Origin of the sequence: Streptomyces sp. NPDC004134 (genome assembly GCF_042874195.1) — a bacterium.
GTDB lineage: Bacteria > Actinomycetota > Actinomycetes > Streptomycetales > Streptomycetaceae > Streptomyces.
The window spans coordinates 1-25,988 of sequence record NZ_JBIAMS010000026.1; the positions used below are offsets into that span (position 1 = coordinate 1).

Genomic DNA, 25,988 nt, shown 5'->3' on the forward strand with positions numbered 1-25,988 from the left:
ATGTTCTTTCCGGCCACGTACCAGTTGGTCTCCACCCAACTCGTCGAGGACGCCATCGTCTTCGTCAAGGGACGGCTCGACAAGCGCGAGGACGTGCCGCGGCTGGTCGCCATGGAACTCGCCGTCCCCGACCTCAGCACCGCGGGTGAACGCGCCCCCGTCCGCCTCGACATCACCGAGGCCCAGGTCACGCCGGAGTCCGTGGGCCGCCTCAAGGCCGTGCTCCAGGCCCACCCGGGCCCGTCCGACGTGCACCTGCGGGTGCGCGGCCGGTCCCGTACGACGGTCTACCGCCTCGGCCACCGCATCGCGCCGCGCCCGGAGTTCTGGGCGGATCTGAAGGCGGCGGTCGCCGTCATCCGGGAGCCCGGGGCCTAGCGGGGGCCGCCGCGGTCAGGCGGGCGGAGCCGTCGCCTCCGCGCCGGTATACGCGACGTCGTGCTCCCAGCGCGACCGCGGCTGGGTGTGCAGCCGCCAGTAGTGCTCCGCGATCAGGTCCGGGTCGAAGTCCGTGCCGGGCGCCACCGCACCGTCGACCGTCACCGTCGCGACGTGCACGCCGCCCGGCCCGTACTCCAGGTCGAGCAGCCGCGCCAGCGTGCGCACCCCGGACTTGCCCAGCGAGAGGCTGACGTACGGCGCCTTGGGCTCGGGCATGCCGCCGGTGAGCAGGAACGAGCCGCCGCCGCGCCGGACCATCGCCGGCGCCAGGTGCGCGGCCGCGGTCAGCGCGCCGCCGACGTTGACGGCCCAGGCGTCGAGCAGGGCGCTCTGGGACAGCTCGCCGAGTGCTTCGGCGCGGACGAGGGCCGCGTTGTAGACGACTGCGCCGGGCACCCCGAACCTGGCGGTCGCGGTGTCGAGCGCGGAGCGCAGCGCCGCCTCGTCGGTGACGTCGGCGGCCAGCGGCAGCACCCCGGACCCCGGCGCGACGCCCGCACCCGCCGCGGCGACCGCCGCGGCGATCGGCGCGAGCGTGCGTTCCGAACGCGCCACCAGCGCCACGGGCAGGCCCTCCCGGGCGAAGCGGCGGGCGACCGCCGCGCCGATCCCGGGCCCGGCGCCGATGACCACTGCTCCTGCCATGACCTCTCCTCGCTCTCCCCGCGGATGATCCGCGGCTCCGGCGACGTTAGAGCGTGCCACCGATCCGCATCCCGTCCCCGTCCTCTCCCTTGACCTTCACACCGGTCCCCGGCGACCTGCCCCGGGCGCTGCCCGCGTCAGCGCGGCGTCGGGCGGCCGCTGGCGGCCTCGTACCAGGCCAGCGAGCCGCTGATGCGGGTGGCCAGGGCCGTCTCGCGGCGGCGGGTGGCGCCGTCGAGAGCCTCGCGCAGGTTGGCGATCTCCGCGTCCAGCCGGCCGATCCACCGCTGCCGCGCGTGGCCCGCACGCTCCGCCTCGGCGCACTCCGCGAGCCGGACGTAGTAGTCGTCGCGGCGCCGCAGCACCTCCGCCGTCTCGCCGGCTTCCTCCAGCCGCTCCCAGGCGTACGCGGCGACCGTCTCCAGCAGCCGGAAGCGCTCGCCGTCCCGGGAGACCAGCGACCGGTCGACCAGCCGCGCCAGCAGCCCCGGCACCTCCTCGGCCGTCAGCCCCGCGGGCGGTGCCTGCTCGCCGCCGGCCTCGATGGACACCCCGCCGTCCGGGCCCGCGCCGGTGTCCGCGCAGACGTAGATCGCCCCGCTCAGCGTGCAGCCCGCGCCGTGCACCGAAAGACGCCGCAGCGCCGCGCGCTCCCGGTCGTCCAGCAGCCGCCAGCTCCACTCCAGGGCCGCCCGCAGCGTCCGCTGCCGCTCCGGCAGGCCGCGCGGGCCGTCGTCCAGGAGCCGGAAGCGGTCGTCGAGCCCGGCGGCCAGGCCACGTACGCCCAGACCGCGGACGCGGGAGGCGGCCAGCTCCAGCGCCAGCGGGATGCCGTCGAGTCGGCGGCACACCTCGGCGACCTCCTCCGTGTTCCCGGCGCCGAGCGCGAAGCCCGGCGCGGATGCCGCGGCGCGGTCGGCGAAGAGCCGTACCGCGTCCGCCTCGGCCAGCGGCGCCACCGCCCGCACCACCTCGCCCGCGACACCCAGCGGCTCCCGGCCGGTGGCCAGCACGCGCAGCCCGGGCGCCGCGCGCAGCAGCCGGTCGGCGAGCTTGGCGGCCTGCTCGACGACGTGCTCCGCGTTGTCGAGCAGCAGCACCGCGGGGGCGTCGCCCAGCGCCGCGGCGACGCGGTCCTCGTCGGGCACGCCGAACGCCGTCGCCACCACGTCGGCGACGCTCCCGCCGCCGGCGCCCGCCAGTTCGGCGACATAGCCCGGCTCGGGGCGGCCGGCCAGCACGGCCAGCGCCAGCCGCGTCTTGCCCACGCCGCCCGGTCCGGTGAGCGTCACCAGCCGCTCCCCGCCGAGCAGCGGCCCGAGTTCCGCCAGCTCCGCCGCCCGGCCGACCAGCGGCGTCAGCGGCGCCGGCGGCCGCGGCGGGCGCAGCCGGGGCGCCGCGGGCGGCGCGGCAGCCAGCGCCTCGTCGCCCGCCAGGATCCGCTGCTGCAACCCGGCCAGCTCCGGCCCCGGGTCGAGCCCCGCCTCCTCGCGCAGCCGCACCCGCAGCCCGCGGTAGGCGGCCAACGCCTCGCTCTGCCGGCCGGAGCCGTACAGCGCCCGCATCAGCAGCCCGGTCAGCCGCTCGCGCACCGGGTGGGCGCCCACCAGGTCCGTCAACTCGGCCACCAGCGGCCCGTGTTCGCCCAGCGCCAGCCGGGCCTGCGCCAGCTCCTCCAGCGCGGTCAGCCGCTGCTCCTCCAGCCGCGCGGCGGTGGCGCGGGCGAAGGGCGCGTCCTCGTACGGGCTGAAGGCCGGCCCGCGCCACAGCGCCAGCGCCTCGGTGAGCAGGTCGGCGGCGCCCGCGGGACCCGGCGCCGTACGGGCCCGCCGGACCAGCTCCGCGAAGTCCCCGGCGTCGGTGGCGGCGTCCAGCACGTACCCCGAGGCGCCCGAGGCGACCAGTTCCCGCCCGCCCGGCTCGGCGTCGCCCAGCGCCCGGCGCAACTGGGAGACCTTCGCCCTGAGCGCACCCGTCGGCTTGCCCGGCGGATGGGCGTCCCACAGGTCGTCGACCAGCCGCCACGGCGGCACCGGCCGCCCCTCGCGGGCGAGCAGCGCGGCCAGCAGCACGCGTACCTTCAGCTCCGGGACCCGCACCGGCCGTCCGTCGTCGGTCCAGACCCGCACGGGACCGAGCACTCCGAAGCGCATGACACCACCATAAGCAAACCCGAACACCGCGCGGCGACCGTGAACCCATGACCACGACCACCGCCACGAAGGCCGGGCCCCGGGCATGGCTCGGCCTGAGCGTCCTCGCCCTGCCCATGCTGCTCGCCTCGGTCGACAACAGCGTGCTCTACCTCGCGCTGCCGCATCTGACCGCGGATCTGGAGCCGTCCCCCACCCAAGTCCTGTGGATCATGGACGTCTACGGGTTCATGATGGCCGGCTTCCTCATCACCATGGGCACCCTCGGCGACCGGATCGGCCGCCGCCGGCTGCTGACCATCGGCGCGGCCGCCTTCGGCGCCGCCTCGGTGCTCGCCGCGTACGCCGTGAGCGCCGAGATGCTGATCGCGGCCCGCATCCTGCTGGGCATCGCGGCCTCCTCGATCGCCCCCTCCGCCCTGGCCCTGGTCGGCACCATGTTCACCGACGCCCGCCAGCGCGCCCTGGCCATCGGCGTGTTCACCGCCTGCTTCATGGGCGGCGCGGCGCTCGGCCCGGTCGTCGGCGGGGTGATGCTGGAGAACTTCTGGTGGGGCTCGGTCTTCCTGCTCGGCCTGCCGGTGGCGCTGCTGCTGGTGCTCACGGCCGGGCCGCTGCTGCCGGAGTCGGGCGGCACGGGCGGCGGGCGACTCGACCCGGCGAGCGTCGGGCTGTCGCTGCTGGCGGTCATCCCGCTGGTGTACGGGCTGAAGGAGCTGGCCGACGAGCCTGACGCGCGGGCGGCCCTGGCCGTCGCCGCCGGGCTGGCCTTCGGCTTCGCCTTCGCCCGCCGCCAGCTCCGGCTGGCCGAACCACTGCTCGACCTGCGGCTGTTCCGCAACCGGTCGTTCTCCGCGGCGCTGGTGGTGCTGCTGTTCACCATGCTCGTGCAGGGCGGCAGTTACTTCTTCTTCAGCCAGCACCTCCAGATGATCGAGGGCCTCTCGCCGCTGAAGGCCGGGTTCTGGATGGCGCCGCCGGCGCTGGCGCTGGTGGCCGGCTCGCTGCTGGCACCGGTGGTGGCGCGGACGGTGCGGCCGGCGGTCGTGGTCGGCGCGGGCCTGGCGGTCTCCGCGGCCGGGTTCCTGTACGTGGCCGTCAGCGACGACCTCGTCCCGCTGGTGATCGGGTTCACGCTGGGCTTCCTCGGCGCCGCGCCGGTCGGGGCGCTGGGGCTGAACCTCATCGTGGGCAGCGCGCCGCCGGAGAAGGCCGGCTCCGTCTCGGCCACCGCGGAGAGCAGCGGCGAGATGGGCATCTCGCTGGGCATCGCCGTCTTCGGCAGCCTCGGCGCCGCCGTCTACGCCTCCGGGTTCGACCTCCCCGCCGGGGCGCCGGAGCGGGCGGGGGAGTCCCTGGCCGACGCCGACGCGGCGGCCGCCGGGCTGCCGGAGCGCCTCCGCGGCGAGCTGCTCGACGCCGCCCACGCGGCCTTTGGTTCCGGGATGACCGCCGTCGCCGTGGCCGCCGCCGCGGTCTGCGCGGGCCTCGCGGTGCTGGCGGCCGTGCTGCTGCGGCACCTGCGCCCGATCGGTGAGGAGGACGCCGGCGGCTGAGCCGTACGGCGGCGGGTCAGGGCTGCGTCGCCGCCCGCTCGGCGGCGCTGCGCAGCACGCAGAACTCGTTCCCCTCGGGGTCGGCGAGGACGGCCCAGCCGGTGCCGTCCGGGTTGCGGTGGTCGGCGACGAACGACGCGCCGAGGCCCAGCAGCCGCTCGACCTCCTCCTCGCGCCCGGTCTCCGGGCGCAGGCACAGATGGATCCGGTTCTTGCCGGTCTTCCGCTCCGGCACCTGGTTGAAGTGCAGCACCGGCCCCTCCGGCAGGAGCACCTGTGTCTCCGGCGAGCCCGGTCCGTCCTCCGGATGGACCGGGCTGCCGGTCACCTTGCTCCAGAAGAGCGACAGCCCGTAGGCGTCGGCGCAGTCGATCGCGATGTTCAGCACCACCGAGGTCATGGACGCACCCTGCCTCAGCGCCCCGCACGCCGCCACCGGATTACGCCCCGGCGGCCCGCCGCCGTCAGGCGGACTCGGCCGCGGCCAGCAACTGGTCCTCGGTGGTGCCGCGGCGCCAGTAGCCGGAGAACGTCACCGCCCGGCGGTCGAAGCCCCGTTCGCGCACCAGATGGCGCCGCACCGCCCTGACCGTCGCCGACTCTCCCGCGACCCAGGCGTACGGCGCGCCCCCGGGCAGCTCCGCGGCCCGCAGGGCCTCCGTCACCGGCGCTGCCTCGCCGCGTACGAGCCAGGTGACCTCCGCGTCCGCCGCGGTCGCAGGCGCCAGCCGGTCGCCGGCGTCGGCCACCTCGATCCAGGCGCGTACGGGCAGGTCCGCGGGCAGCGCCGCGAAGATGCCCGCGACGGCGGGCAGCGCGGTCTCGTCGGCGGTGACCAGCAGCCAGTCGGTGCCGGCCGGCGGGCGGAAGTCGTACGCCACGTTCTCCGCGACGATCGGGGCCAGCACGCTGAGCCGGTCGCCGGGGGCGGCGCGCAGCGCCCAGCGGGAGCCGGGGCCGGTCTCGCCGTGCACGGCGAAGTCGACCACGAGCCGGTCGGGGGCGCGGGTGAGGCTGCGTGTCGTGTACGTGCGCATGATGCCGCGCACCGCGGGGTCGAGCGCCTGCCAGGCCGGGTACCAGTTGGTGCCGTCGTCGTCCGGCATCACCGGCGCGTCCTGGCCGGGGTGCGGGAAGAACAGCTTGATGCGCTGGTCGCGGCCCGCGGACTCCATCGCGGCCAGCGCGGGACCCGCGAACGCGACCCGGATCATGGTGGGCGACAGGCGCTCGACGCCGGCCACCACGATGTCGAAGAAGCGGAACGGGGCGACGGTCGCGGTGCTCACCGGACCACCTGCTTCGCGTCGCGCAGGGCGGCGGCCAGCTCTTCGATGAGCGGCGCGTGGCCAGCGTAGCTGTGGTGCGCTTCGCTCTGCCACGGGATCACCTGCCCGGCGGCGACCGCGGGCAGCCGGCGCCAGGTCGGCTTGGACTCCGTGAGCTGGTCCGGCTGGAGGTTGCCGGTGCGCCGGTCGACCATGACGACGTCGGCGCGGTACCTGTCGACGGTCTCCCAGCTCGACTCCTCCCAGAAGCCGCGCTCGCCGGGGTTGCCGAGGGTGACGAACTCGACGCCGAGCTGCTGGTAGTAGCGCAGGTCGCCGAAGTCCCGGGCGACGGCGGCGTAGAGCATCTCGGCGCTGGCGGAGACGGCGAGGACCTTCAGGCCGCGGCGGTCCTCCGCGGTCCTGGCCAGCGTCTGCGACGCCTGCTCGAAGCGGGACTTGGCGCGCACGACCTTCTCGGCCTCCAGGTCGGCGCCGAGTGCGGCGGCCAGCTCCGCGTAGCGCTCGATGGCGGACTTGAGGGAGGTGCCGGAGGTGCGGATGCCGACGGCGGGGGCGAGGGAGGTGATCTCCTCGGTGCTCTCCTCCGGCACGTACCAGAGCACCGGCGGCTCCTGCATGTTGGTGACCAGCAGCTCCGGCCGCAGCGCGGCGTACCTCTCGACGCTGAACTGGCCGTAGGCGTTGCCGAGGACGGTCAGGTCGCCCACGTCGAGGTCGCCGGCCTGGAGGTCGCGCTCGCCGTCTGGCGTGGTGGTGGGGCCGAAGACGCCGGTGCACTCGATGCCGAAGTCGTGGAGCGCGGCGGCCGACGCGACGTAGCCGACGATGCGCTCGGGGGTGCGGCCGGCCTCCGCGACCTCGCCGCGGTCGTCCTCGAAGCGCCAAGTGCCGTCCCCGCCACCGGAGTCCGGTCCGCCGGAGCCGGAGTCGCCGCCGCAGGCGGCGAGTACGGCGCCGAGGCCGAGCGCGCCGCCGGCGGCGAGCAGGCCGCGGCGGGTGGGGTGGGCGACGTCGGGGCGTGGCCGGAAACGGCGGTCGCGTATCAGCATGAAGGTTAGGCTAACCTAACCGTCACGGGCCGGGGGAGCGGCCCGGCCCGTGACGGCCGCCCGGCCGCCGCTCCCGGCCGCTGCTCCCGGCGGACGCGGGCCGCCCGACTGCCCGGCGGAGAACGGCTGTTCAGCGGGGTGTCTCCGGCTCGCGCAGCGGCCCCAGGAGCAGCAGCCCCACCGCCGGCAGGGCGATCAGCGGGCTGAGCGCCGCGGTCAGCGACGTCGCGTCCGCGAGCACGCCGATGGCCGGGCTCGCCAGCCCGCCCGCGCTCACCGCGAGACCCAGCGTGACGCCGCCCGCGGTGCCGACGTGCCGGGGCAGGTAGTCCTGGCCGAGCGTGATGTGCAGCGAGAACGGCACGTACAGCCCGGCGGAGGTGAGGGCCACGAAGACGTAGACCGCGGGCCCCGGCACGAACACCACCCCGGCGACCGCGGGGCAGGACAGCGCGTACGACCACCGCACCACCGGCAGCCGCCCGAACCGCGAGGCCAGCCGCCCGCCCGCCACCGTCCCCACCGCGCCGCCCAGATAGAGCACGAACAGCGCCGCCGTGCCCGCCGCCGTACCGCCCGCCGTGCGCCCGGGCACGTACAGCGAGACGAACGCGCTCAGCCCCACGAACACCACGGAACGGCACACCACCGCCCCGGTCAGCCGCGCGAAGGAGGGCCAGTCGTCCCGGCCCCCGGGTATCCCCGACCGGCCCGCGCCTTCCGCCGCCTTCTCCGGCGCGTACGGCCGCAGCCCGCGCAGCGCCGCGGCGCACAGCGCCGCCCCGGCCAGCGCCGGCAGCACCAGCAGCGGCGAGGCCCGCAGCCCGCCGGCCGCGGCGACGGCGGCCACCAGCGGGGGAGCGGTGGCGAAGCCGAGGTTCCCGCCGAGGGAGAACCAGCCCATCGCCGTGTGGCTGCCCGCGCTCGCCCGCCGCGCCACCCGCGCGGCCTCCGGGTGGTACGCGGCCACCCCGACGCCCGACAGCGCGACCACCGCGAGCGTCACGGCGTACGAGCCGGAGACCCCGGCAAGCGCCACCCCGGCGCCGGCCGCCAGCGTGCTGACCGGCAGCAGCCACGGCAGCGGCCGCCGGTCGGTCAGTACCCCGAACAGCGGCTGCACGACCGACGACAGCAGCGAGGCCGCCAGCACCACGCCGGAGGCCGCGGCGTACGAGTACGCCCGCTCGGCGACGAAGAACGGCACCAGCGCCGCCACCGCCCCCTGGTACACGTCGACGCAGGCGTGGCCCACGGACAGGAGGGTCAGCGGCCGGAAGCGGGCGGCGCGGGACTCGGGCATCCCCCGATCGTCACCGAGTCGCCCCTGGCGAACTTCCGATAAAGTGCCAATCGATGCCGGATATCCGCCACACTCCCGAGGCGCCCACCCGGGCCACGACGCTGGCCGCGGGCGCGCGCATCGACGCGCACCGGCACGACGACCACCAACTCGTCTACGCCGGCGCCGGCGTGCTCGCCGTCACCACCGACGCGGGCACCTGGTTCGCGCCCGGCACCCGCGCGCTGTGGGTGCCCGCGGGCTGCGTCCACGCCCACCGCGCGTACGGCCGGCTCGACCTGCACCTCATCGGCGTGCCCGCCGGCACCGACCCCCTCGGGCTCAGCGCGCCCGGCGTCCTGGCCGTCAGCCCGCTGCTGCGCGAGCTGATCCTCGCCTGCACCCGCGCCCCGCACGACGAGACCGCCGAGCGGCAGCGGCTGCACACCGTCCTGCTCGACCAACTGCGCGCCGCCGCCGCGGCCGGCGCCGCGGGGCAGCCGGTGCCGCTGCCCGCGCCCGCGGACCCGCGGCTCGCCGCCGTCTGCGACGTGCTGTACGCCGACCCCGCCGACCAGCGCACGCTGGCCGTCCTCGGCCGCGCCGCGGGCGCGGGGGAGCGGACGCTCAGCCGACTCTTCCGCCGCGAGACGGGCATGACGTTCCCGCAGTGGCGCACGCAGGTGCGCCTCTACCACGCGCTGCGCCTGCTCGCCGACGACGTGCCGGTGACGACGGTCGCGCACCGCTGCGGCTGGTCCTCGGCGAGCGCCTTCATCGACGTCTACCGCCGCGCCTACGGCACCACCCCGGGCAGCCACCGCCGGAGTTGAGACAGCCGGCGTGCGGTCAGGGCCCGGACAGCTTCCCGATCTCGGCGACCACGTACTCCGTGTGCGGACGCACCGCCGCCCTCAGCTCCCCGCTCCAGCTCTCCTCCGCGTACCGGCTGCCGAGATACAGCTCCCGTGCGTGCTCCAGCACCGGCCGGTGCTCCGGCGGCAGCCGGTCCAGCGCCCACGCGGCGGCGGCGTCCTTGGGGCGGATCTCCCCGGTGGCCAGCGTGCTCCAGACGCGGGCGAGGGTGAGCAGCACGTTGCGGGTGTCGTCGTCCGCCTCGGCCAGCAGCTCCGGGATGCCGGCCGTCGCGGCCCGGGCCACGTCCTCGTGCGGCACGGGGTCCAGCAGCCGCGCGGGCGGCGGCCCCGCGAGCGCGTGGTCGCCGGCCAGGGTCATGGTGAGCACGATCGCCAGGTCCGGCATGGGCGCCGGCCGCGGCGGCCCGTCCGCCTCGAACTCCGCGCGCAGCCACTCCCCGTACAGGAAGTCGCCGGTCGGCGGGTAGCGCCACGGCCGGATGTCGGACTCCACGACCACGGTCAGCTCCACCGGGCGCAGCCCGCCGGTGAAGCCGGACACCCGCAGCAGCCCGTCGAGCAGCGCCCGCCGCTCGCCTTCTGTCAGCGAGCGGCGGGCGACGACGAGGACGTCCACGTCGCTGGCGGGGCGCAGCCCGCCGAGGACGGCGGAGCCGTGCAGGTAGGCGCCGGCGACCTGGGGGCCCAGCACGTCGTCGACCACGGTCATGACCCTGCGCATCTGATCGTGCATCGGACCAGTGTCGGTCATGGGCGGCCGGCGCCGCGCCTCAGGTGATTTCGATGCTGTCGAGCTCGGCGTAGTACGTGCCGCGGCCGAGGCGGACCGTGTTCCAGCCCGCGTCGAGACGCACCCGCCGGTCGGCCGTGGCCCACTTCTCCCAGCCGGTGAACGGGTAGTCCACGCTCCCGGCCGCCTTGCCGCCGACGGTGAGCGTGTGCGACGACGTCACCGGGGCGGAGCCGGCCAGGGAGCCGTTGGCGTAGCGGACGGAGAGGGTGCGGTGGCCGGCGGCGGCGGCGAAGACGGAGAACTCCACGTAGCTGTTCGCGTAGTCGATGTGCCCGACGGCACCGCCGTCGTGCGCGGCGGCGGAGTCGCGGATCCGCGCGTTGTTCACGACGGCGTTCTCCGCCTGGTACAGGACCTTGCTGCCTTCCACCACGGGACGGCCGTCCGCCCAGCCGATGCCGGTGGCGTACATCGCGCGCCGCGAACGGTCCGCGCTCCAGCCGTGGAAGAGGATCCGGTCGCGCCCGTCGGGGCCGGTGACGACGTCCTGGCCGCCGGGGCCGCGGACGGCGCCGCCGAAGGTGTCGGTGCTCAGCAGCGGGTCGGCCACCTTGGTGTACGGGCCGGTGAGGCGGTCGGCGACGGCGTAGCCCGTCTTGTAGCGGTTGCCGTCGTAGAACGAGGCGGAGTACAGCAGTACGTACCTGCCGCCGCGCCTGACGAGCGTCGGCGCCTCGATGACGTTGCCCTCCCAGGCGCGGTCCTGGCGGATGAGCGGCGTGGGCCTGCCCTTGACGACGGTGCCGTTCGCGTTCATGGGCTGGACGTACAGCCAGGTGTCCGTGGAGCAGCAGTTGCCGTCGTTCTTCCAGAGCATGTAGCGCCGGCCGCCTTCGGTGTAGCTGGAGGCGTCGATGGCGCCGCCCTGGTCTTCGGGGCAGACCAGCGGGCCGCGGCCGGCGGGCTCGAAGGGGCCCTCGGGGGTGGCGGCCAGGGCGACGCCGATGCACTGCTTGTCGCTGGCGCGGTCGCGCGCCGTGTAGTGCATCGTGAACCCGGCGCCGTTGTCGAAGACTTCGGGCGCCCAGACCAGACCCTGCTCCGGTACCGCCCAGTCGCCGAGGCGGGGCAGCACGTCGGCGCCGTCCGGCGACCAGGAGGCGAGGTCGGTGGAGGTGGCGTGCTGGATGTTCTTGCCGGCGCCGTTGGTGGCGTAGGCGTGGTACGTGCCGCCGGCCTTGACGACGTCGGGGTCGGGGAAGTTCACGTCGAGCACCGGCGGCCCGGGGGCGGCGGCGGGTGCGGGGCCGGGCCCGGCGGCCGGCTCGGCGGCGGCGGACGAGCCGGGGGCGGCGAAGGCGGCGAGGGCGGCGAGTACGGCCGCGGCGGCGGTGACGGATCTGAAGGGGCGCGGGGACACGGAAGCTCCTTCCGGGAGCGGACTCCGGGCGGCCGGCCGCGGGGGCCGGCCGCCCGGTGAGGCGAGCTGCGCGCGCTATTACATCGTTGTAATCGCCTGACACGGTAAGGAGCCGCACCTGAGGTGTCAACGACTCCCGCGGGGGCGGGTGCTGCCGGGGCGGCGGCCCGTCCGACGCCGCCGCCCGGGGCTACTGAATGGTTTCAATCACGCCCGCGGGCTCCCGCCGCGGTCACGGCTTCCCGGTGAACGTCCACGAGCCGTGCGGCACCCGGTACACCGCGAAGCCGGGCTCGGTCCGTACGAACTCCGCGCCCTCCGGCTCCCGTACGTCCGCGCGCGACCCGCTCGGCACGTGCACCTCCGCGGTCGACCCCACCGGAACCCGTACCGCCAGCCGCACCGTCGCGTCGATCCGCGACCACGACACGGCCGCGGGACCGCGCACCGTGTGCAGCTCCGTGCGCGCCCAGTCCACCCCGGTGCGGGCGTCCGGGCGCACGGCGAACGTGCGGTAGCCGGCGTCGCCCGGCCGCAGCCCGGCCACGTTCTCGTACAGCCACTGGACCACCGTGCCCTGGAAGTAGTGGTCCCGCGAGCGCGAGTCGAGCTGCCACATCTCCCACATGGTGTCGGCGCCGTTGTCGAACCAGTAGCCCCAGCTCGGGTACGTGCGCTGCGTCGCGATGGCGTGCGCGACGTCGGCGTGCCCCTCGGCGGTCAGCGCGCGCAGCAGCACGCTGGTGCCCAGCGCGCCGGTGTTGAGGTGGTTGCCGCGCTTCTCGATATCGGCGAGCAGCGACGCGGTGACGCTCGCCCGCGCCCCGGCCGGCACCAGGCCGAAGGCCAGCGGTATGCAGTTGTTCGTCTGCCGGTAGCCCGGGTCCTTCGCCGTGCGGTAGTGGCCCTCCGGCGCCAGGAACGCCGCGTTCAGCGCCTCCTTGAGGCCGTCGGCCGCGGCCAGGTAGCGGTCCCGGGTGCCGGACTCGCCCGCCAGGTCCGCCATCGCCGCGGTGTCGGTGAGCGCCCGGTGCAGATACGAGGTGGCGGTCAGCCGGGTGTCCTCGGGCGGGTTGCCGCCGTAGCCGGGCGGCAGGTAGTCGCCGAGCGCGGTGACCGCCAGGCCGTCCACCAGCCGGTCCAGCTCCCAGTCCAGGTAGCGCGTCAGCGCCGGCAGATGGTCGCGTACGACACGCTCGTCGCCGTACACGCGGTACATCTCCCGGATCAGGAACGGGTAGACCGTCGTCCACTCCGGCGAGGGGCCGAGGTCCCCGTAGCCCCAGCCGCCGCTGGGCACGATCACCGGCAACTGGCCGGCGGCGTTCTGGCTGTCGCGGATGTCGTCCAGCCACTTGCCGAGCATCCGGTGCATGCCCAGCGCGTACATCATCACGGGCGCGCCCACCTGCGCGTCGCCGGTCCAGCCGTTCTTCTCGTACTTCGGGGTGTCGGTGGGGATGCCGTGCAGGTTGTTCTGCACGGTGCGGCGCATGGCGCGCTCCAACTGCTCGTAGAACGGCTCCGAGCAGCCGAACGTGCCGGTGTCGGCGACCGGCGTGTGCACGACGCGGCCGAGGACGTCGCCGGGCTCCGGCTTGGCGGGCAGTCCGCTGATCTGCACGTAACGGAAGCCCTTGTACGAGAACTTGGGCTCCCACACCTCCGCGGACCCGCCGCCCGCGCAGACGTACTCGTCGGTCTGGAAGCGGCCCGGCACATGCCCGGTCTCGGCGTGCACGCTGCCGTCGGCCTTCAGCTTCTCGCCGTGCACGAGCCGCACGACGGTGCCCGCCGGGGCCCGTACCGACAGCTTCGACCAGCCGGCCAGGGTGCGGCCCATGTCGACGATCCAGGTGTCGCCGTGGGCGGTGACGGCGACCGGCCGGACGGTGTCGATGACCTGGATCGCGTCGTGGGGCTGGGCGCGCAGGGTGCCCTTGGGCGGGTCCTGGCGGCCGGGGCGCGCCCAGGCGCTGTCGTCGAAGCCCGGCCGGGTCCAGCCCGCGGGGTGCTTGCGGGCGTCGTAGGTCTCGCCGGCGTAGAGGCAGTCGGAGCGGGTGGGGCCCTCGGTGATGCGCCAACTGCCGTCGGTCGCCACGGTGGTACGTGCCCCGCCCGGGTGCTCGATCTCCAACTGGGCCAGCAGCCGCGGCTCGCCGTGCCACGGCGGCTTGTGCCAGTTCCAGACGTTGGGCGTCGTCATGCCGAAGAAGCCGCGGCCCAGGGTGACGCCGATGGCGTTGGCGCCGCGCGTGACCAGGTCGGTGACGTCGTGGACGGCGTACAGCACGGTCTCGTCGTAGTCGGTGAAGCCCGGGTCGAGGACCTGGCGGCCGACGCGGCGGCCGTTGATCTCGGCGTCGTAGTAGGCGAGTCCGCTGAGGTACAGCCGGGCGCGCCGCACCGGCCGGCCGACGGTGAACTCGCGGCGCAGCAGCGGCGCCGGCCGGACCTCGGCGGGCACCGCAGCGCCGCTGCCCCAGGGGCCCTGGCCGTACGGCGCGAGGACCGTCGCCGCCTCCCACGCGCCGTCGTCGAAGCCGGGCTGCTGCCAGCCGTCCTGCTCCTGGCCCGCGCACCGCCAGCCGGGCCCGGTGACCAGCTCGGTGACGTCGTCGCCTCGGTGCACCATCAGGCGGACGAGGAGACCGCCCGGGTTGACCGAGGCGCCGCCGCGGTTGGTGGCCCGTACGGCGACGACCACCCGGCCGTCCGCGGCGCGGACGGCGTCGGTGACGTCGGCCTGCCGGCCGGTGCGCCAGCCGTCCGTCTGCTGCGGGGCGTGCAGCACCTGGGTGCCGTCGAGGAAGAGGGTGAAGTCGTCGTCGGCGGTGGCCACGATCCGGGCTGCCGACACCTCGGCCCCGGCGGGCAGTTCGAGCGCGGCGCGGAACCAGACCGGTCCCGCGGGGGCGTTCTGCGGGGTGGCGCCGGGCGCCCAGATCCACGACGCGCCGGCGAAGCCGGGCGGCGCGGGCGCGGCGTCGGCGCCGATCCAGTGGCCGCGCCAGTCGCCGTCCGCCAGCGCGGTCTCCCACCAGCTCCATCTGCTCCAGGCGGACGCCCGGCCCCGGCCGTCCCAGACCCGCACCTGCCAGTGGTAGCGGGTACGGGTCCTGAGTGCGGGGCCGCCGTAGGCGACGCCGACGGTCTGCGCCGAGGCGACCCGCCCGGAGTCCCACACCACCGGGCCGTCGCCCTCGGTGTCCGGCGCCACCCTGACCTGGTAAGCGCTCTGCCGCGCACCGCTGCCCGGCGCGGACAGCTCCCAGCTCAGCCGGGGTGCGGCGACGTCGGTGCCGAGGACGGAGGGCGCGTACTCGACGGTGGTGCGCTCGACGCGCAGCCCCTCCCCGCCGCCGTCCCCGCCGTCCCGGCCGGCCGCGGCGGCGGGGACGGCGCCCTGGCCGAGGCCGATGACGCCGGCTGTCGCGCCGGCGGCCGCGGAGGTGCGCAGAAAGGCCCGCCGGTTCCATGCACTTCCGTTGTTCGTCTCGCGCTCGTGGCTCATCGCACGTCCCTTGGTTGAGGATGGCGTGTCCGGCCCGATCGATTGAAACGTTTCAATCGGACTCTTCGAAAATCCTAGATCGACGGGTCGGACAGCTCAAGAGTCGTGCAGCGAACGGCGGCAGGCGGCATCGCCGTCGCGGCCGGGCCGCGGGGGAGGATCCCGGCTGCGCGGCGGGCGCCGGGATTACCCGGGGGCGCCGGGGCTACGCGGAGACGGAGGCGCCGGCCGGCGCTCCCTCGGACCTGCGGGCCGCCTCCGGACCGCCGTCCCCGTCGAGGGCGCCGTGGCCGTCGAGCGCCTCGATCACCGCCGCGCCGTGCTGCTCCGCCCAGGTGGTCAGCGCCGCGATCGCCGGCAGCAGGGTGTGCCCCAGCTCCGTCAGCTCGTACTCGACCCGGCGGGGCACCTCGGCGTACTCGTGCCGGCGCACCATCCCGTACCGCTCCAGCCGCCGCAGCGTCTGCGTCAGCACCTTGGAGCTGACGCCGCCGATGAGTTCGCGCAGTTCACCGTGGCGCCACGGTCTGGAGCCGAGCGCGTACAGCGTCACCATGCTCCACTTGTCCGAGATCACCTCAAGCGTCAGCCGGGCCGGGCAGTCGGCGAGGAACACGTCCCCTGGCCGGTCGAAACGCACGACGAACTCCCCCTGGTCCGTAGGTACCGCATGGTTCGTACGGCGCTTCCTAGCGTAGTGCGGGTTCCGGTGGCACGTCAGCGCCGGATTCGTCAACGGGAGGCAAACAAGCGTGAGTTCGGCACAGTCATCCGACGGCGTGGCGCCGCCGCTCAGCGCGTCGCCGGACCCCGCACCCGGCCCGGGCGCACCGGGCCTCTCCAAGGCGATGGTCACGCTCTTCGCGGTCGCCGCGGGGTTCGCCGTCGCCAACATCTACTACTGCCAACCGCTGCTGACCGCGATCGCCGACACCTTCGACGTCAGCAGCGACACCGTGTCGCTGATCGTGATCGCCAGCACCGTCGGCTACGCCGCCGGGCTCGGGCTGCTGCTGCCCTTGGGCGACATCGTCAACAAGAAGCGCCTGGTGGTGAATCTGCTCCTGGTCGTGGCCGCGATGCAGGCGCTGTCCGCGGCGGCGTTCTCCGTCTCCATGCTGATCGCCGCCTCCGCGGTGATGTCGCTGACCGCCGTCGTCGCGCCGATCCTGGTGCCGTTCGCCGCCGGGCTCGCCGCCCCGCAGGAGCGCGGCCGGGTCACCGGCTCGGTGATGAGCGGCGTGCTCATGGGCGTGCTGCTGGCCCGCACCGGCGGCGGGCTCATCGCCGAACTGGGCGGCTGGCGCACCGTGTTCGGGGTGGCCGCGGCGCTGATGGTCGCGCTCGCGCTGGTGCTCAGGCGGGCGCTGCCCGACGCGCCGCCGGCCGCGCAGATGCCGTACGGGAAGCTGCTGCGCTCCATCTTCACGATCATCCGCGAGGAGCCGGTGCTGCGGCTGCGCTGCCTGTACGGCTTCATGTCCTTCGCCGGCTTCAACGCGCTGTGGACCTCGATCGCGTTCCTGCTCGACGACCCGCCCTACTCCTACGGGGCAGGCGTCATCGGCCTGTTCGGCCTCGCCGGCGTCGTCGGCGCGTACGCGGCGCGGATCACCGGGCCGCAGGTCGACCGGGGCCGGGACAACGCGGTCACCGGGGTCCTGTTCACGGTGATCCTCGCGAGCTGGGGCCTGATGGGCCTGGACGGCGGCACGTGGCTGTGGGCGCTGCTGCTCGGCGTCGTCGTGCTCGACCTCGGCGTGCAGGGCATGCAGGTCGTCAACCTCGCGGTCAACTTCCGGCAGCGCCCCGAGGCGCGCAGCCGCATCACCACCGCGTACATGGTGGCCTACTTCAGCGGCGCGATCGCCGGATCGAGCGCGTCGGCGGCGGCGTACGCGGCCGGCGGCTGGGACGCCGTGGTGCTGACCGGCGCCGCCTTCGCGGCGGTCAACCTGCTGGCGTGGTGCGGCGAGATGGCGCTGCGCGCGCGCCGGGCGCCGGCCGGGCAGGCGTGACTCCGGTGCCCGCGCGGCGCGGCCCGCGGCCGGCGCGTACGGTGTCAGCCCGCGGCCGGGACGCGCTCGGTCTCCCAGCGGAAGTCCTGTCCCGCGTAGTCCCGCCGGGCCAGCTCGATGGCCTCCTCGACGGCCATCACCGGCTCCCAGCCGAAGATGCCGGCGATGGTCTCCAGCCGCTCGGGCATGGTGCCGCTCACGATGTGGTACGGGATCTCCAGCTCGTCGAGCGTCTCCAGCAGCATCCCGTCCACCGTCGCGCGGAACCTGTCGTTCATCGGGCGGTGGCCGTCGGCGGCCACGGGCAGTTCGTTGCGCAGGTGCACGTACGCGTCGAACGTCGCCTTCACGTGCTGCCGCATCGCCCGGCCGTACTGCTCCACGACCTCCGCGAAGAAGCGCATCTCGGGGGTGGCCTCGACCGGGCGGAACGACGGGTCGCCGGCGCTGGCGTTCGGGTTCATGCCGTACCGGATGCGGCCCTCGCCGTAGAGCCACTCCTGCAGCGACGACCCGTCGGAGATGAAGCGGTCGCCGAGCTTCGCCTCGGCCACGGCGCGGCCGGTGTGCCGGCGCATCACGAGCTGGAGGAACTCCGGCGGCGTCACGTCCGCCAGCTTCCTGCCCGGCAGGGTCTCGGGCATGATCTCCCGGATCGTGCGCGCGAGAGTACGCGGAATCCCGGTGTAGTGCGAAAGTGCCATCACGGTAGACGTCTTACCGGCGGAGTAGGTGCCGGATATGGCGATCTTCATGGCGGTGAAGTCCTCGCTTCGGGCGGTGCCGGGCGGTTCGGGCGAACCGGCCGGAATGCCGGGTCATGGTCGTACACGGACCGGTTCACCGTACTACTCGGATACCGCGGGAAAGCGGGTGGGCGGCGGTAGCAAGATATTGCTCTAAAGCGCGGGCACGGCGCGTTCCCCCACGCGGTGCCGACTATGGTGGAGTGCCATCGATAACGTTTTCTCAGCCTGAATCGCGATCGGCGCAACGGGGCCGATGCACCCCCACGTCGATACGGGCCGGAGGCCACCGACAAACGCGTCTGCACGGGGGAGAGCCCGATCATGCAATTCATCGCGCAATCAGCACGGGAGCTGTATGCAGGCTCCGTGGACGACATTCTGGGGGACCGGCGCGAGCGATTCCTCGGCGAGGGATTCAAACGCGTCACCAACGTCCTCACCGACATCGCCGTCCGGCCCGCGGGTGACGGCGGGCGGGCCCGTATCGACGCGACCGCGGGCTTACGCATCGACGGCACCTGGTCGCGGAAGGGCACCGTCCGGCAGCGTCCGCACCTGTCCACGATCGACGCCATGGTCTACGGGGCGTGGCTGGCGGGACTGCTCGTCGCGCACACCCGCGACCTGCCCGCAGAGGCGCCGTTCGCCGTCCGCTCGCTGTCCGTCAAGGCGGGCAGCGAGCCCGTCGAGGACGGCCTCGCCCACTTCCCGGTGGGCGCCACCGAGGACGCCGTGACCGCCGGGTCCGCGCCCGGGCTGCGGCGTACGACCGCGGACTGCCGGGTCGGGGCGATGGCGGTGCGGGTAGAGGTGGAGCACCCCGCGGGCGACCGGACCGGCGTGACGGAAGGGACGTACGCGACGGCCGAGATGCGGCCGGGCCCCTGGAACGACGCCCCCTTCGGCGCGTCCCACTTCGGCCGCAGCCAGTTCGTCACCGGCGTCGCCGCCGAGGGCGACGAGGTGATGAGCGCGGACATGTCCGTCACCGCGGGAACCGGACCCGGCGGAGCCGAACTCGGGCCCACGATGATCGACTTGTTCGTCGCCGCGCTCCAGCTCGGGCAGGTGCTCCTCTACCGCTACGACGGCATCGAGCGGGCCGCCTCGCACACGCTCTGGATGCGCTCCACCTCGATCGCCCTCGACGACACGGCCGCCGCCGGCGGCGGGACGGCGCCCGGCGACGGGCGGCTGCGGGTGGCGCTCCGCCGCCCCGTGAAGCTGACGACCGAGCGCGGCACCTGGCGCGTCGGCCGGCTGAGCAGCACCTCCGCCGGCATGCGGCTCGCCTGCAACGTCGCGCACCTGCTGCCCTGACCCCGCAGCACGCAGTCCGCGCGCGGGCACCGCGCCGCGCCGTCCGAAGGGGAACCACACATGACGCAGCACGCCGCGCTCATCGGGCTGGGCGCACACCTGCCGCCGCGGCAGGTGACCAACGACGACCTCAGCCGCACCCTCGACACCTCCGACGAGTGGATCAGCACCAGAACCGGCATCCGCACCCGCCGCTGGGCCACCCCGGGCCAGGCCACCGGCGACCTCGCCGTGGAAGCGGGCGAACGCGCGCTGAAGTCGGCCGGCCTGACGGGCGAGCCGGGCGCGGTCGACGCCCTGGTCCTCGCCACCACCACCCCCGACCACCCCTGCCCGGCCACGGCGCCGCGGGTCGCGGCCCGGCTGGGTCTCGGCCCGGTGGCGGCGTACGACATGGGCGCCGCGTGCTCCGGCTTCCTCTACGGGCTGGCGGCCGCGGCCGGGCAGATCGCGGCGGGGCAGGCGCGGCGGGTGCTGGTGATCGGCGCGGAGACGATGTCGAGCCTGCTGGACAAGGAGGACCGCACGACGGCGGTGATCTTCGGCGACGGCGCCGGCGCGGCCGTGCTCGCCGCCGAGCCGGACGCCGCCGCCCCGGGGGTGCTGCTCGGCACCGACCTCGGCTCCGACGGCTCCGGCTTCGACCTCGCGTACGTGCCCGGCGGCGGTTCGAGGGAGGCCGCCGCCGGGCCCGTACGCGACCCCCTGGCCCACCGGCTGACGATGCAGGGCGAGAAGGTCTTCGCGCACGCGGTCGCCAGGATGGCGGGCTCGGTGTCGGTGCTGCTGGGGCGCGTCGGCTGGGAGGCCGGCGAGGTGGACCGGCTCGTCGGCCACCAGGCGAACATACGGATCCTCACTTCCCTGGCGCGCAGGCTGGATTACCCCGTGGACCGGCTCGTGGTCAATATCGACCGCGTGGGGAACACCTCCGCCGCCTCCATTCCGCTCGCCCTCACGGACGCTGTCACGTCCGGCGAACTGAAGGAAGGGGACCGTGTCGTACTCGCCGCGTTCGGCGGCGGATTCTCGTGGGGATCGGTCGCGCTCACCTGGCCGGAAATCACCGCGGTATGACCACTGAGCCGTGGCCCACGGCATATGTGGAAAATGCAGGGAAGCAAGAATGCACGGAAACGGAGAAACCTGTGACGTCGTCGACGCGGCAATCAGCGACAGAACTTCTGGAGCTGCTCACCACCGAATTCGGGGCACCCGAGGGAAGCACGGCAGAAACGCCGTTCGAAATCATGGAGTTCGACTCGCTGGTACTCGTGGAAGTAGCCGTGGAACTGAGCCGGAGGTTCGGCACGGAAATCTCGCACGAGGAAGTCCAGGAGGCCGGAAACGTCACCGGTACGGTCGAGTTACTGAAATCGAAGGGCGTGGCGGTCTGATCCGCCCCGGGGAGGCTTTCGAGGCGCACCGCGCGGGCGCGCCGCGGCGGGTCCGCGGGGACTGCCGTCCCGTTGCCCGCCGGCCCCGGCCGGCGGGAGTAGGGCCGCCATGGCCTCCGGATCCGCGCCCCGGCGGACCGCCCAACGGCGGGCGGGGACCGTGCTGTCGGCCTGCGTGCCGGCCTCGTCGCTGGTCGGCATGGACAGCCTCATGACCACCGTCGCGCTGCCCGCCGTCGCCGCCGACCTCGACGCCGGCATGGCTGTCCAACCGCCGATCGGCTCGCGCACCGGGCAGCCGGTGACCTGACACCGCGCCGGGCCGCACCGTAGCGCCGCCACGGCGCCGGGCCGCCGACCGCACCGTAGCGCCGCCACCGCGCGCCGCTCAGCCGCCGAACGCGTCCAGGATCCGCTCCGCCGCCCGCGTCGCCGTCAACTCGCCGTCCCTGACCTGCCGTTCCAGCTCCGGCGCCAGCGCGCCGACCGCCGGGTCGGCGCGCAGCCGGCCCAGCAGTTCGTCGCGCACCATCGTCCACGTCCAGTCCACCTGCTGATCGCGCCGCAGGGCGGCCAGCCGCCCGGTGCTCTCCAGCAGTTCGCGGTGGCGCTCCAGCCGGTCCCAGACCGTGTCGAGCCCCGTCGCCTCGCGCGCGCTGCAGTGCAGCACCGGCGGCGTCCAGAACGCGCCCCTGCCGTGCATCAGCCGCAGCGCGCCCGCCATTTCCCGCGCCGCCGCCCGGGCGTCGCGCTCGTGCGGCCCGTCCGCCTTGTTGACGGCGATGACGTCCGCCAGCTCCAGCACGCCCTTCTTGATGCCCTGCAACTGGTCCCCGGTCCTGGCCAGCGTCAGCAGCAGGAAGGAGTCGACCATGTTCGCGACCGACGTCTCGGACTGGCCGACGCCGACGGTCTCCACCAGCACCACGTCGTAGCCGGCGGCCTCCATCACCACGATCGACTCGCGCGTCGCCTTCGCGACCCCGCCGAGCGTGCCCGCGGTGGGGGAGGGGCGCACGAACGCGGCCGGATCCACGGCCAGCCGTTCCATACGGGTCTTGTCGCCCAGGATCGAGCCGCCGGTGCGGCTGGACGACGGGTCGACGGCCAGCACCGCCACCCGGTGGCCCAGCCCCGTCAGCATGCTGCCGAAGGCGTCGACGAACGTCGACTTGCCCACCCCCGGCACCCCGCTGACCCCGATGCGCCGGGCCTTCCCGCTGTGCGGCAGCAGCTCGGTCAGCAACTCCTGGGCCAGCGCCCGGTGCTGCGGCCGGGTGGACTCCACCAGGGTGATCGCGCGGGCGACGAGCGCCCGCTTGCCGTCGAGGACGCCCTTGACGTACGTGTCGAGATCGATGGCCACCGCTTCACCCGCTCACGCGGCGCCGTGCCCGAGCCCGGCGGCCAACTGCGTCACCAGGTCGTACGCCGCGTCCGGGATCACCGTGCCCGGCGGGAACACCGCCGTCGCGCCCATCTCCAGCAGCGTCGCCACGTCCTGCGGCGGGATCACCCCGCCGACGACGACCATGATGTCCTCGCGCCCCTCCTCCGCCAGTGCCTCGCGCAGCGCCGGTACGAGTGTCAGGTGCCCGGCCGCCAGCGACGACACCCCCACGATGTGCACGTCCGCCTCCACGGCCTGCCGCGCCACCTCCGCCGGGGTCTGGAAGAGCGGGCCGACGTCCACGTCGAAGCCGAGGTCGGCGAAGGCCGTGGCGATCACCTTCTGCCCGCGGTCGTGCCCGTCCTGGCCCATCTTGGCGACCAGGATGCGCGGCCGCCGCCCCTCGGCCTCCGCGAACGCGCCCACCCGCGCCCTGGTCCGCTCCACCGACGGCGACTCGCCCGCCTCGTTCCGGTACACACCGGAGATCGTACGGATCTGCCCGGCGTGCCGCCCGTAGCTCTGCTCCAGGGCGTAGGAGATCTCGCCCACCGTCGCCCGGGCGCGCGCGGCCCGTACCGCCAGCTCCAGCAGGTTGCCCTCGCCGCCGGCCGCCCGCGCCAGGTCGTCCAGCGCGGCCCGGCACGCGGCCTCGTCGCGCTCCGCGCGCAGCCGCTCCAGCTTCGCGATCTGCTGCGCCCGCACCGAGGAGTTGTCGACCTTCAGCACCTCGATCTGCTCGTCGGACGCCACCCGGTACTTGTTCACGCCGATCACCGGCTGCCGCCCCGAGTCGATACGGGCCTGGGTGCGCGCCGCCGCCTCCTCCACCCGCAGCTTCGGGATGCCCGCGTCGATCGCCTGCGCCATCCCGCCGGCCTGCTCGACCTCCTCGATGTGCTGCCAGGCCCGCCGCGCCAGGTCGTAGGTCAGCCGCTCCACGTACGCGCTGCCGCCCCACGGGTCGATCACGCGGGTCGTGCCGGACTCCTGCTGGAGCAGCAACTGCGTGTTGCGGGCGATCCGGGCGGAGAAGTCCGTCGGCAGCGCCAGCGCCTCGTCCAGGGCGTTGGTGTGCAGCGACTGCGTGTGGCCCTGGGTGGCCGCCATCGCCTCGACGCAGGTGCGCGTCACGTTGTTGTAGACGTCCTGCGCCGTCAGCGACCAGCCGGAGGTCTGCGAGTGGGTGCGCAGGGACAGCGACTTGGGATTCTGCGGATCGAAGCGCCTGACGAGCTTCGCCCACAGGAGGCGTGCCGCGCGCAGCTTCGCGATCTCCATGAAGAAGTTCATGCCGATCGCCCAGAAGAACGACAGCCGCGGCGCGAACGCGTCGACGTCCAGTCCCGCTTCCCGGCCCGCCCGGATGTACTCCACGCCGTCGGCGAGGGTGTACGCCAGCTCCAGGTCGGCCGTCGCGCCGGCCTCCTGGATGTGGTAGCCGGAGATCGAGATCGAGTTGTAGCGCGGCATGTTCCGCGAGGTGAAGGCGAAGATGTCGGAGATGATCCGCATCGACGGCTTCGGCGGGTAGATGTAGGTGTTGCGGACCATGAACTCCTTGAGGATGTCGTTCTGGATGGTCCCCGCCAGCTTCTCCGGCGGCACCCCCTGCTCCTCGGCCGCCACGATGTAGAGCGCCAGCACCGGCAGCACCGCGCCGTTCATCGTCATCGACACCGTCATCCGGTCCAGCGGGATGCCGTCGAAGAGCTGACGCATGTCGAGGATCGAGTCGATCGCCACGCCCGCCATGCCGACGTCGCCCGTCACCCGCGGGTGGTCGCTGTCGTAGCCGCGGTGCGTCGGCAGGTCGAAGGCGACGGAGAGCCCTTTCTGGCCGGCCGCGAGGTTGCGGCGGTAGAAGGCGTTGGACTCCTCGGCGGTGGAGAAGCCCGCGTACTGCCTGATCGTCCAGGGCTGGTTGACGTACATCGTCGGATACGGGCCGCGCAGATACGGCGCGACGCCGGGGTAGGTGTCCAGGAAGTCCAGGTCCGCCAGGTCCTGCCCGGTGTACAGCGGCCGCACGGCGATGCCCTCGGGTGTCTCCCAGCCCAGGTCGCCGCCGTCGCCGCCGCGCTTGACCGCGGCACGCCACTCGTCGGCCCCCGCCGCGGGGGCCGGGGTGCCCAGCTCGATGTCCGAGAAGTCGGGGACGGTCATCGGGCCACTCCCATGCGGTCGAGTGCGTCGGTGAGCACGGCCACGGCGTCGCAGCCGGCGTGGACGTAGGTGTCGGCGCCGTCGTACGCGCCCGGGCGCCCGGCGAGGTACACGTGCCGCGCCCCCGCGGCCCGCAGCTCCGCCGCGGCGGCGGCGCCCTGTTCCGCGTACACCGGGTCGCCGGAGCACAGGCACGCCTCGCGCGCCCCGCTCTCCGCGAAGGTGCCGCCGGTGACGGGCTCGATGCCGCCGGCCTGGAACAGGTTCGCGGCGAAGGTCAGCCGCGGGGTGTGCGCGGCGGCCGGGCCCAGGGCGGCGAGGAAGACGCGCGGCCGGGCGCCGGTCGCGGCCAGATGCGCGTCCGAGCGCGCCCGCAGCGCCTCGAACGCCTCGTCCCTGCGCACCCGGGGCAGGCCGCCGGCCGCCGGCGCGGGCGCGGGCTCGCGGACGACGGGCTTCTCCGCCAGATCGGGGAACTCGCTGACCCCGGTCACCGGCTCGCGGCGGGTGGCGAGCCTCTTCCCGCGCTCCGCCCAGGTCCGCGCCAGCCGCTCGCCGACCATTCCGGAGCGCAGGGCGGCGGCGTGGCCGCCGGCCCGCTCGATCTCCTGGAAGAACGCCCAGCCGGCGTGGGCGAGTTCGTCGGTCAGCCCCTCCACGTACCAGGAGCCGCCCGCCGGGTCGATGACCCGGGCCAGGTGGGACTCCTCGACCAGGACGGCCGAGGTGTTGCGGGCGATGCGCCGGGAGAAGGCGTCCGGCAGGCCGATCGCGTGGTCGAAGGGGAGCACCGTCACCGCGTCCGCGCCGCCGACCCCGGCGGCCAGGGTGGCGACCGTGGTGCGCAGCATGTTCACCCACGGGTCGCGGCGCGTCGCCATCACCGGCGAGGTCACCGCGTGCTGGAGCTGCGCGCCCGCCGCGGGCGCCCCGCAGACCTCCGCGACCCGGGCGAACAGCCGGCGCGCCGCCCGCAGCTTGGCGACCGTCAGGAACTGGTCGGCGGTGGCCGCGTAGCGGAACTCCAGTTGGGCGCACGCCTGCGCGGTGCTCAGCCCGGCCGCGGTCAGCTCCCGCAGATAGGCGACCGCGGTGGCCAGGGAGCAGCCCAGTTCCTCGGCCGCGGAGCCGCCGGCCTCGTGGTACGGCAGGGCGTCCACGGTGACCGCCCGCAGGCCCGGGTGGCGGTCGGCGCACTGCCGGGCGAGTCCGGCCATGACCCCGGGGTCCGCCGGTCGTCCGGTACGGGCCTCGTGGCCGAGCGGGTCGGCGCCCAGCCCGCCCCGGGCGGCTCCGGCGGCCACGCCGCGCTCCTCGTACAGCCGCAGCAGTTCCCGCGCGGCCTGCTCGGTCCCGGCGCCGGCGTCCAGGACCACGGGCGCGAGGTCGAGGTAGACGTCCTTGAGGACCTCCGCAAGCGCCGCCACGGGGATGCCGGCGTCGCCGACGGCGAGCCACAGGGAGGTGGCGCCGTTCTCCAGGTCGCCGAGCACGGCCGCCGCGTCCGCCACGGCGTGCCGCTGGCGTACGTCCCAGCCGCCCGCCGCGTTCCCCTCGGGCCGGCCGCCGCGTACGAAGGGCGCGAAGCCGGGCAGGCCCGGGTCGGGGGCGCGGTCGCGCGCGGTGTAGAGCGGCGGGGTGCGCAGCCCGTCCTCCAGCGCGGTGGACAGCAGGGACTCCGCCTCGGCGGCGGGGACCTCCCTGCCGGACTTGCGCAGCACGCCGGCCACCAGGTGCTGCCACTGCTCGTGCGAGGCGTCGGCGAACTCGGCCGCCAGGGAGAGCCCGTCATCGGGCAGGACAGTCATGGTCGGATGCTAGCCAGGTCGGCTAAGGGATAGACGATGCGAGCCTTGGCTGTGACTTTCTTCTCGTCAGGGCCCTGCCGGGCCGCCCCGCCGTAGGCCGGGCCCGCGGCGGCGGACGCGCGCGCCGCCGCCCGGGCCGTACGTGCCGCCGGTACCGCGGAAAGCGGCGAACGGATA

The 25,988-nt window shown here is 74.7% G+C and carries 21 protein-coding genes and 1 pseudogene; 8 read left to right on the plus strand and 14 right to left on the minus strand.

What is annotated here, in order from left to right:
• Nucleotides 1-378, plus strand: a pseudogene (locus ACFYVJ_RS27410) (DNA polymerase III subunit alpha); the annotation flags it as partial.
• A gap of 15 nt (nt 379-393) precedes the next feature.
• Here the strand turns inward: ACFYVJ_RS27410 and ACFYVJ_RS27415 are convergent.
• Nucleotides 394-1,086: an SDR family NAD(P)-dependent oxidoreductase gene (locus tag ACFYVJ_RS27415; protein ID WP_388896704.1), complete on the minus strand. Its 693-nt coding sequence runs from the start codon at nt 1,084-1,086 to the stop codon at nt 394-396.
• A gap of 137 nt (nt 1,087-1,223) precedes the next feature.
• Nucleotides 1,224-3,239 carry a BTAD domain-containing putative transcriptional regulator gene (locus tag ACFYVJ_RS27420; RefSeq protein WP_388896707.1) on the minus strand — a complete coding sequence of 672 codons (2,016 nt, stop codon included), beginning with the start codon at nt 3,237-3,239 and terminating at the stop codon, nt 1,224-1,226.
• Nucleotides 3,240-3,286: 47 nt separating this feature from the next.
• Between ACFYVJ_RS27420 and ACFYVJ_RS27425 the strand changes: the two genes are divergently transcribed.
• Nucleotides 3,287-4,795, plus strand: a complete 1,509-nt coding sequence (locus ACFYVJ_RS27425) for an MFS transporter (protein WP_388896710.1) — start codon at nt 3,287-3,289, stop codon at nt 4,793-4,795.
• A 16-nt stretch (nt 4,796-4,811) separates the two neighbouring features.
• Here ACFYVJ_RS27425 and ACFYVJ_RS27430 read toward each other — a convergent pair whose 3' ends face one another.
• From ACFYVJ_RS27430 to ACFYVJ_RS27445, 4 genes are all read right to left on the minus strand, one after another.
• Entirely contained in the window at nt 4,812-5,195 is a 384-nt protein-coding gene (locus ACFYVJ_RS27430) for a VOC family protein (RefSeq protein WP_101419952.1), read from the minus strand.
• 64 nt (nt 5,196-5,259) lie between these two features.
• Nucleotides 5,260-6,084, minus strand: coding sequence for a siderophore-interacting protein (locus ACFYVJ_RS27435; protein WP_388896714.1), 825 nt, complete (start codon nt 6,082-6,084; stop codon nt 5,260-5,262).
• Nucleotides 6,081-7,136 (minus strand): ABC transporter substrate-binding protein, encoded by a 1,056-nt coding sequence (locus ACFYVJ_RS27440; protein ID WP_388896717.1) that lies wholly within the window; start codon nt 7,134-7,136, stop codon nt 6,081-6,083. Before ACFYVJ_RS27440 ends, ACFYVJ_RS27435 begins: the two co-directional genes overlap by 4 nt.
• A gap of 130 nt (nt 7,137-7,266) precedes the next feature.
• Nucleotides 7,267-8,439 (minus strand): MFS transporter, encoded by a 1,173-nt coding sequence (locus ACFYVJ_RS27445; RefSeq protein ID WP_388896721.1) that lies wholly within the window; start codon nt 8,437-8,439, stop codon nt 7,267-7,269.
• 53 nt (nt 8,440-8,492) lie between these two features.
• Between ACFYVJ_RS27445 and ACFYVJ_RS27450 the strand changes: the two genes are divergently transcribed.
• Complete coding sequence (locus ACFYVJ_RS27450; RefSeq protein WP_388896724.1) at nt 8,493-9,251, plus strand: AraC family transcriptional regulator; 759 nt, start codon at nt 8,493-8,495, stop codon at nt 9,249-9,251.
• A gap of 16 nt (nt 9,252-9,267) precedes the next feature.
• Here ACFYVJ_RS27450 and ACFYVJ_RS27455 read toward each other — a convergent pair whose 3' ends face one another.
• The 4 genes from ACFYVJ_RS27455 to ACFYVJ_RS27470 form a co-directional block, all read right to left on the minus strand.
• Nucleotides 9,268-10,029 carry an aminoglycoside adenylyltransferase family protein gene (locus ACFYVJ_RS27455; protein ID WP_388896727.1) on the minus strand — a complete coding sequence of 254 codons (762 nt, stop codon included), beginning with the start codon at nt 10,027-10,029 and terminating at the stop codon, nt 9,268-9,270.
• A 37-nt stretch (nt 10,030-10,066) separates the two neighbouring features.
• Nucleotides 10,067-11,449: a family 43 glycosylhydrolase gene (locus tag ACFYVJ_RS27460; RefSeq protein WP_388896730.1), complete on the minus strand. Its 1,383-nt coding sequence runs from the start codon at nt 11,447-11,449 to the stop codon at nt 10,067-10,069.
• 232 nt (nt 11,450-11,681) lie between these two features.
• Entirely contained in the window at nt 11,682-14,963 is a 3,282-nt protein-coding gene (locus ACFYVJ_RS27465; protein ID WP_388896733.1) for a family 78 glycoside hydrolase catalytic domain, read from the minus strand.
• A 205-nt stretch (nt 14,964-15,168) separates the two neighbouring features.
• Nucleotides 15,169-15,603: a winged helix-turn-helix transcriptional regulator gene (locus ACFYVJ_RS27470; RefSeq protein WP_388896736.1), complete on the minus strand. Its 435-nt coding sequence runs from the start codon at nt 15,601-15,603 to the stop codon at nt 15,169-15,171.
• A gap of 112 nt (nt 15,604-15,715) precedes the next feature.
• Here ACFYVJ_RS27470 and ACFYVJ_RS27475 point away from each other — a divergent pair, with 112 nt between their 5' ends.
• A complete protein-coding gene (locus ACFYVJ_RS27475; protein WP_388896739.1) occupies nt 15,716-16,981 on the plus strand; it encodes an MFS transporter in 1,266 nt (421 codons plus the stop codon).
• A 44-nt stretch (nt 16,982-17,025) separates the two neighbouring features.
• Here ACFYVJ_RS27475 and ACFYVJ_RS27480 read toward each other — a convergent pair whose 3' ends face one another.
• A complete protein-coding gene (locus ACFYVJ_RS27480; RefSeq protein ID WP_388896743.1) occupies nt 17,026-17,736 on the minus strand; it encodes an AAA family ATPase in 711 nt (236 codons plus the stop codon).
• A gap of 360 nt (nt 17,737-18,096) precedes the next feature.
• Here ACFYVJ_RS27480 and ACFYVJ_RS27485 point away from each other — a divergent pair, with 360 nt between their 5' ends.
• The 4 genes from ACFYVJ_RS27485 (at nt 18,097) to ACFYVJ_RS27500 (ending at nt 20,757) form a co-directional block, all read left to right on the plus strand.
• Nucleotides 18,097-19,050, plus strand: a complete 954-nt coding sequence (locus tag ACFYVJ_RS27485; RefSeq protein ID WP_388896746.1) for an AvrD family protein — start codon at nt 18,097-18,099, stop codon at nt 19,048-19,050.
• Between the two features lie 60 nt (nt 19,051-19,110).
• Nucleotides 19,111-20,127, plus strand: coding sequence for a beta-ketoacyl-ACP synthase III (locus ACFYVJ_RS27490; RefSeq protein WP_388896749.1), 1,017 nt, complete (start codon nt 19,111-19,113; stop codon nt 20,125-20,127).
• Between the two features lie 71 nt (nt 20,128-20,198).
• Nucleotides 20,199-20,447, plus strand: a complete 249-nt coding sequence (locus ACFYVJ_RS27495; RefSeq protein ID WP_388896752.1) for an acyl carrier protein — start codon at nt 20,199-20,201, stop codon at nt 20,445-20,447.
• Nucleotides 20,448-20,556: 109 nt separating this feature from the next.
• Nucleotides 20,557-20,757, plus strand: a complete 201-nt coding sequence (locus ACFYVJ_RS27500) for a hypothetical protein (protein WP_388896755.1) — start codon at nt 20,557-20,559, stop codon at nt 20,755-20,757.
• A 78-nt stretch (nt 20,758-20,835) separates the two neighbouring features.
• Here ACFYVJ_RS27500 and meaB read toward each other — a convergent pair whose 3' ends face one another.
• From meaB to ACFYVJ_RS27515, 3 genes are read right to left on the minus strand one after another with little or no spacing between them, the layout of a single operon-like run.
• Nucleotides 20,836-21,813 (minus strand): methylmalonyl Co-A mutase-associated GTPase MeaB, encoded by a 978-nt coding sequence (gene meaB / locus ACFYVJ_RS27505; RefSeq protein WP_388896758.1) that lies wholly within the window; start codon nt 21,811-21,813, stop codon nt 20,836-20,838.
• Between the two features lie 12 nt (nt 21,814-21,825).
• Complete coding sequence (gene scpA, locus ACFYVJ_RS27510; protein WP_388896761.1) at nt 21,826-24,003, minus strand: methylmalonyl-CoA mutase; 2,178 nt, start codon at nt 24,001-24,003, stop codon at nt 21,826-21,828.
• Nucleotides 24,000-25,811 carry a methylmalonyl-CoA mutase family protein gene (locus tag ACFYVJ_RS27515; protein WP_388896765.1) on the minus strand — a complete coding sequence of 604 codons (1,812 nt, stop codon included), beginning with the start codon at nt 25,809-25,811 and terminating at the stop codon, nt 24,000-24,002. Before ACFYVJ_RS27515 ends, scpA begins: the two co-directional genes overlap by 4 nt.
• Nucleotides 25,812-25,988 lie beyond the last annotated feature (177 nt).

Coding starts and splice junctions, on each gene's coding strand:
- ACFYVJ_RS27415 (WP_388896704.1), bottom strand. CDS start 1,086: ATGGCAGGAGCAGTGGTCATCGGCGCCGGGCCCGGGATCGGCGCGGCG.
- ACFYVJ_RS27420 (WP_388896707.1), bottom strand. CDS start 3,239: ATGCGCTTCGGAGTGCTCGGTCCCGTGCGGGTCTGGACCGACGACGGA.
- ACFYVJ_RS27425 (WP_388896710.1), top strand. CDS start 3,287: ATGACCACGACCACCGCCACGAAGGCCGGGCCCCGGGCATGGCTCGGC.
- ACFYVJ_RS27430 (WP_101419952.1), bottom strand. CDS start 5,195: ATGACCTCGGTGGTGCTGAACATCGCGATCGACTGCGCCGACGCCTAC.
- ACFYVJ_RS27440 (WP_388896717.1), bottom strand. CDS start 7,136: ATGCTGATACGCGACCGCCGTTTCCGGCCACGCCCCGACGTCGCCCAC.
- ACFYVJ_RS27445 (WP_388896721.1), bottom strand. CDS start 8,439: ATGCCCGAGTCCCGCGCCGCCCGCTTCCGGCCGCTGACCCTCCTGTCC.
- ACFYVJ_RS27450 (WP_388896724.1), top strand. CDS start 8,493: ATGCCGGATATCCGCCACACTCCCGAGGCGCCCACCCGGGCCACGACG.
- ACFYVJ_RS27455 (WP_388896727.1), bottom strand. CDS start 10,029: ATGCACGATCAGATGCGCAGGGTCATGACCGTGGTCGACGACGTGCTG.
- ACFYVJ_RS27465 (WP_388896733.1), bottom strand. CDS start 14,963: ATGAGCCACGAGCGCGAGACGAACAACGGAAGTGCATGGAACCGGCGG.
- ACFYVJ_RS27480 (WP_388896743.1), bottom strand. CDS start 17,736: ATGAAGATCGCCATATCCGGCACCTACTCCGCCGGTAAGACGTCTACC.
- ACFYVJ_RS27490 (WP_388896749.1), top strand. CDS start 19,111: ATGACGCAGCACGCCGCGCTCATCGGGCTGGGCGCACACCTGCCGCCG.
- ACFYVJ_RS27500 (WP_388896755.1), top strand. CDS start 20,557: ATGGCCTCCGGATCCGCGCCCCGGCGGACCGCCCAACGGCGGGCGGGG.
- scpA (WP_388896761.1), bottom strand. CDS start 24,003: ATGACCGTCCCCGACTTCTCGGACATCGAGCTGGGCACCCCGGCCCCC.
- ACFYVJ_RS27515 (WP_388896765.1), bottom strand. CDS start 25,811: ATGACTGTCCTGCCCGATGACGGGCTCTCCCTGGCGGCCGAGTTCGCC.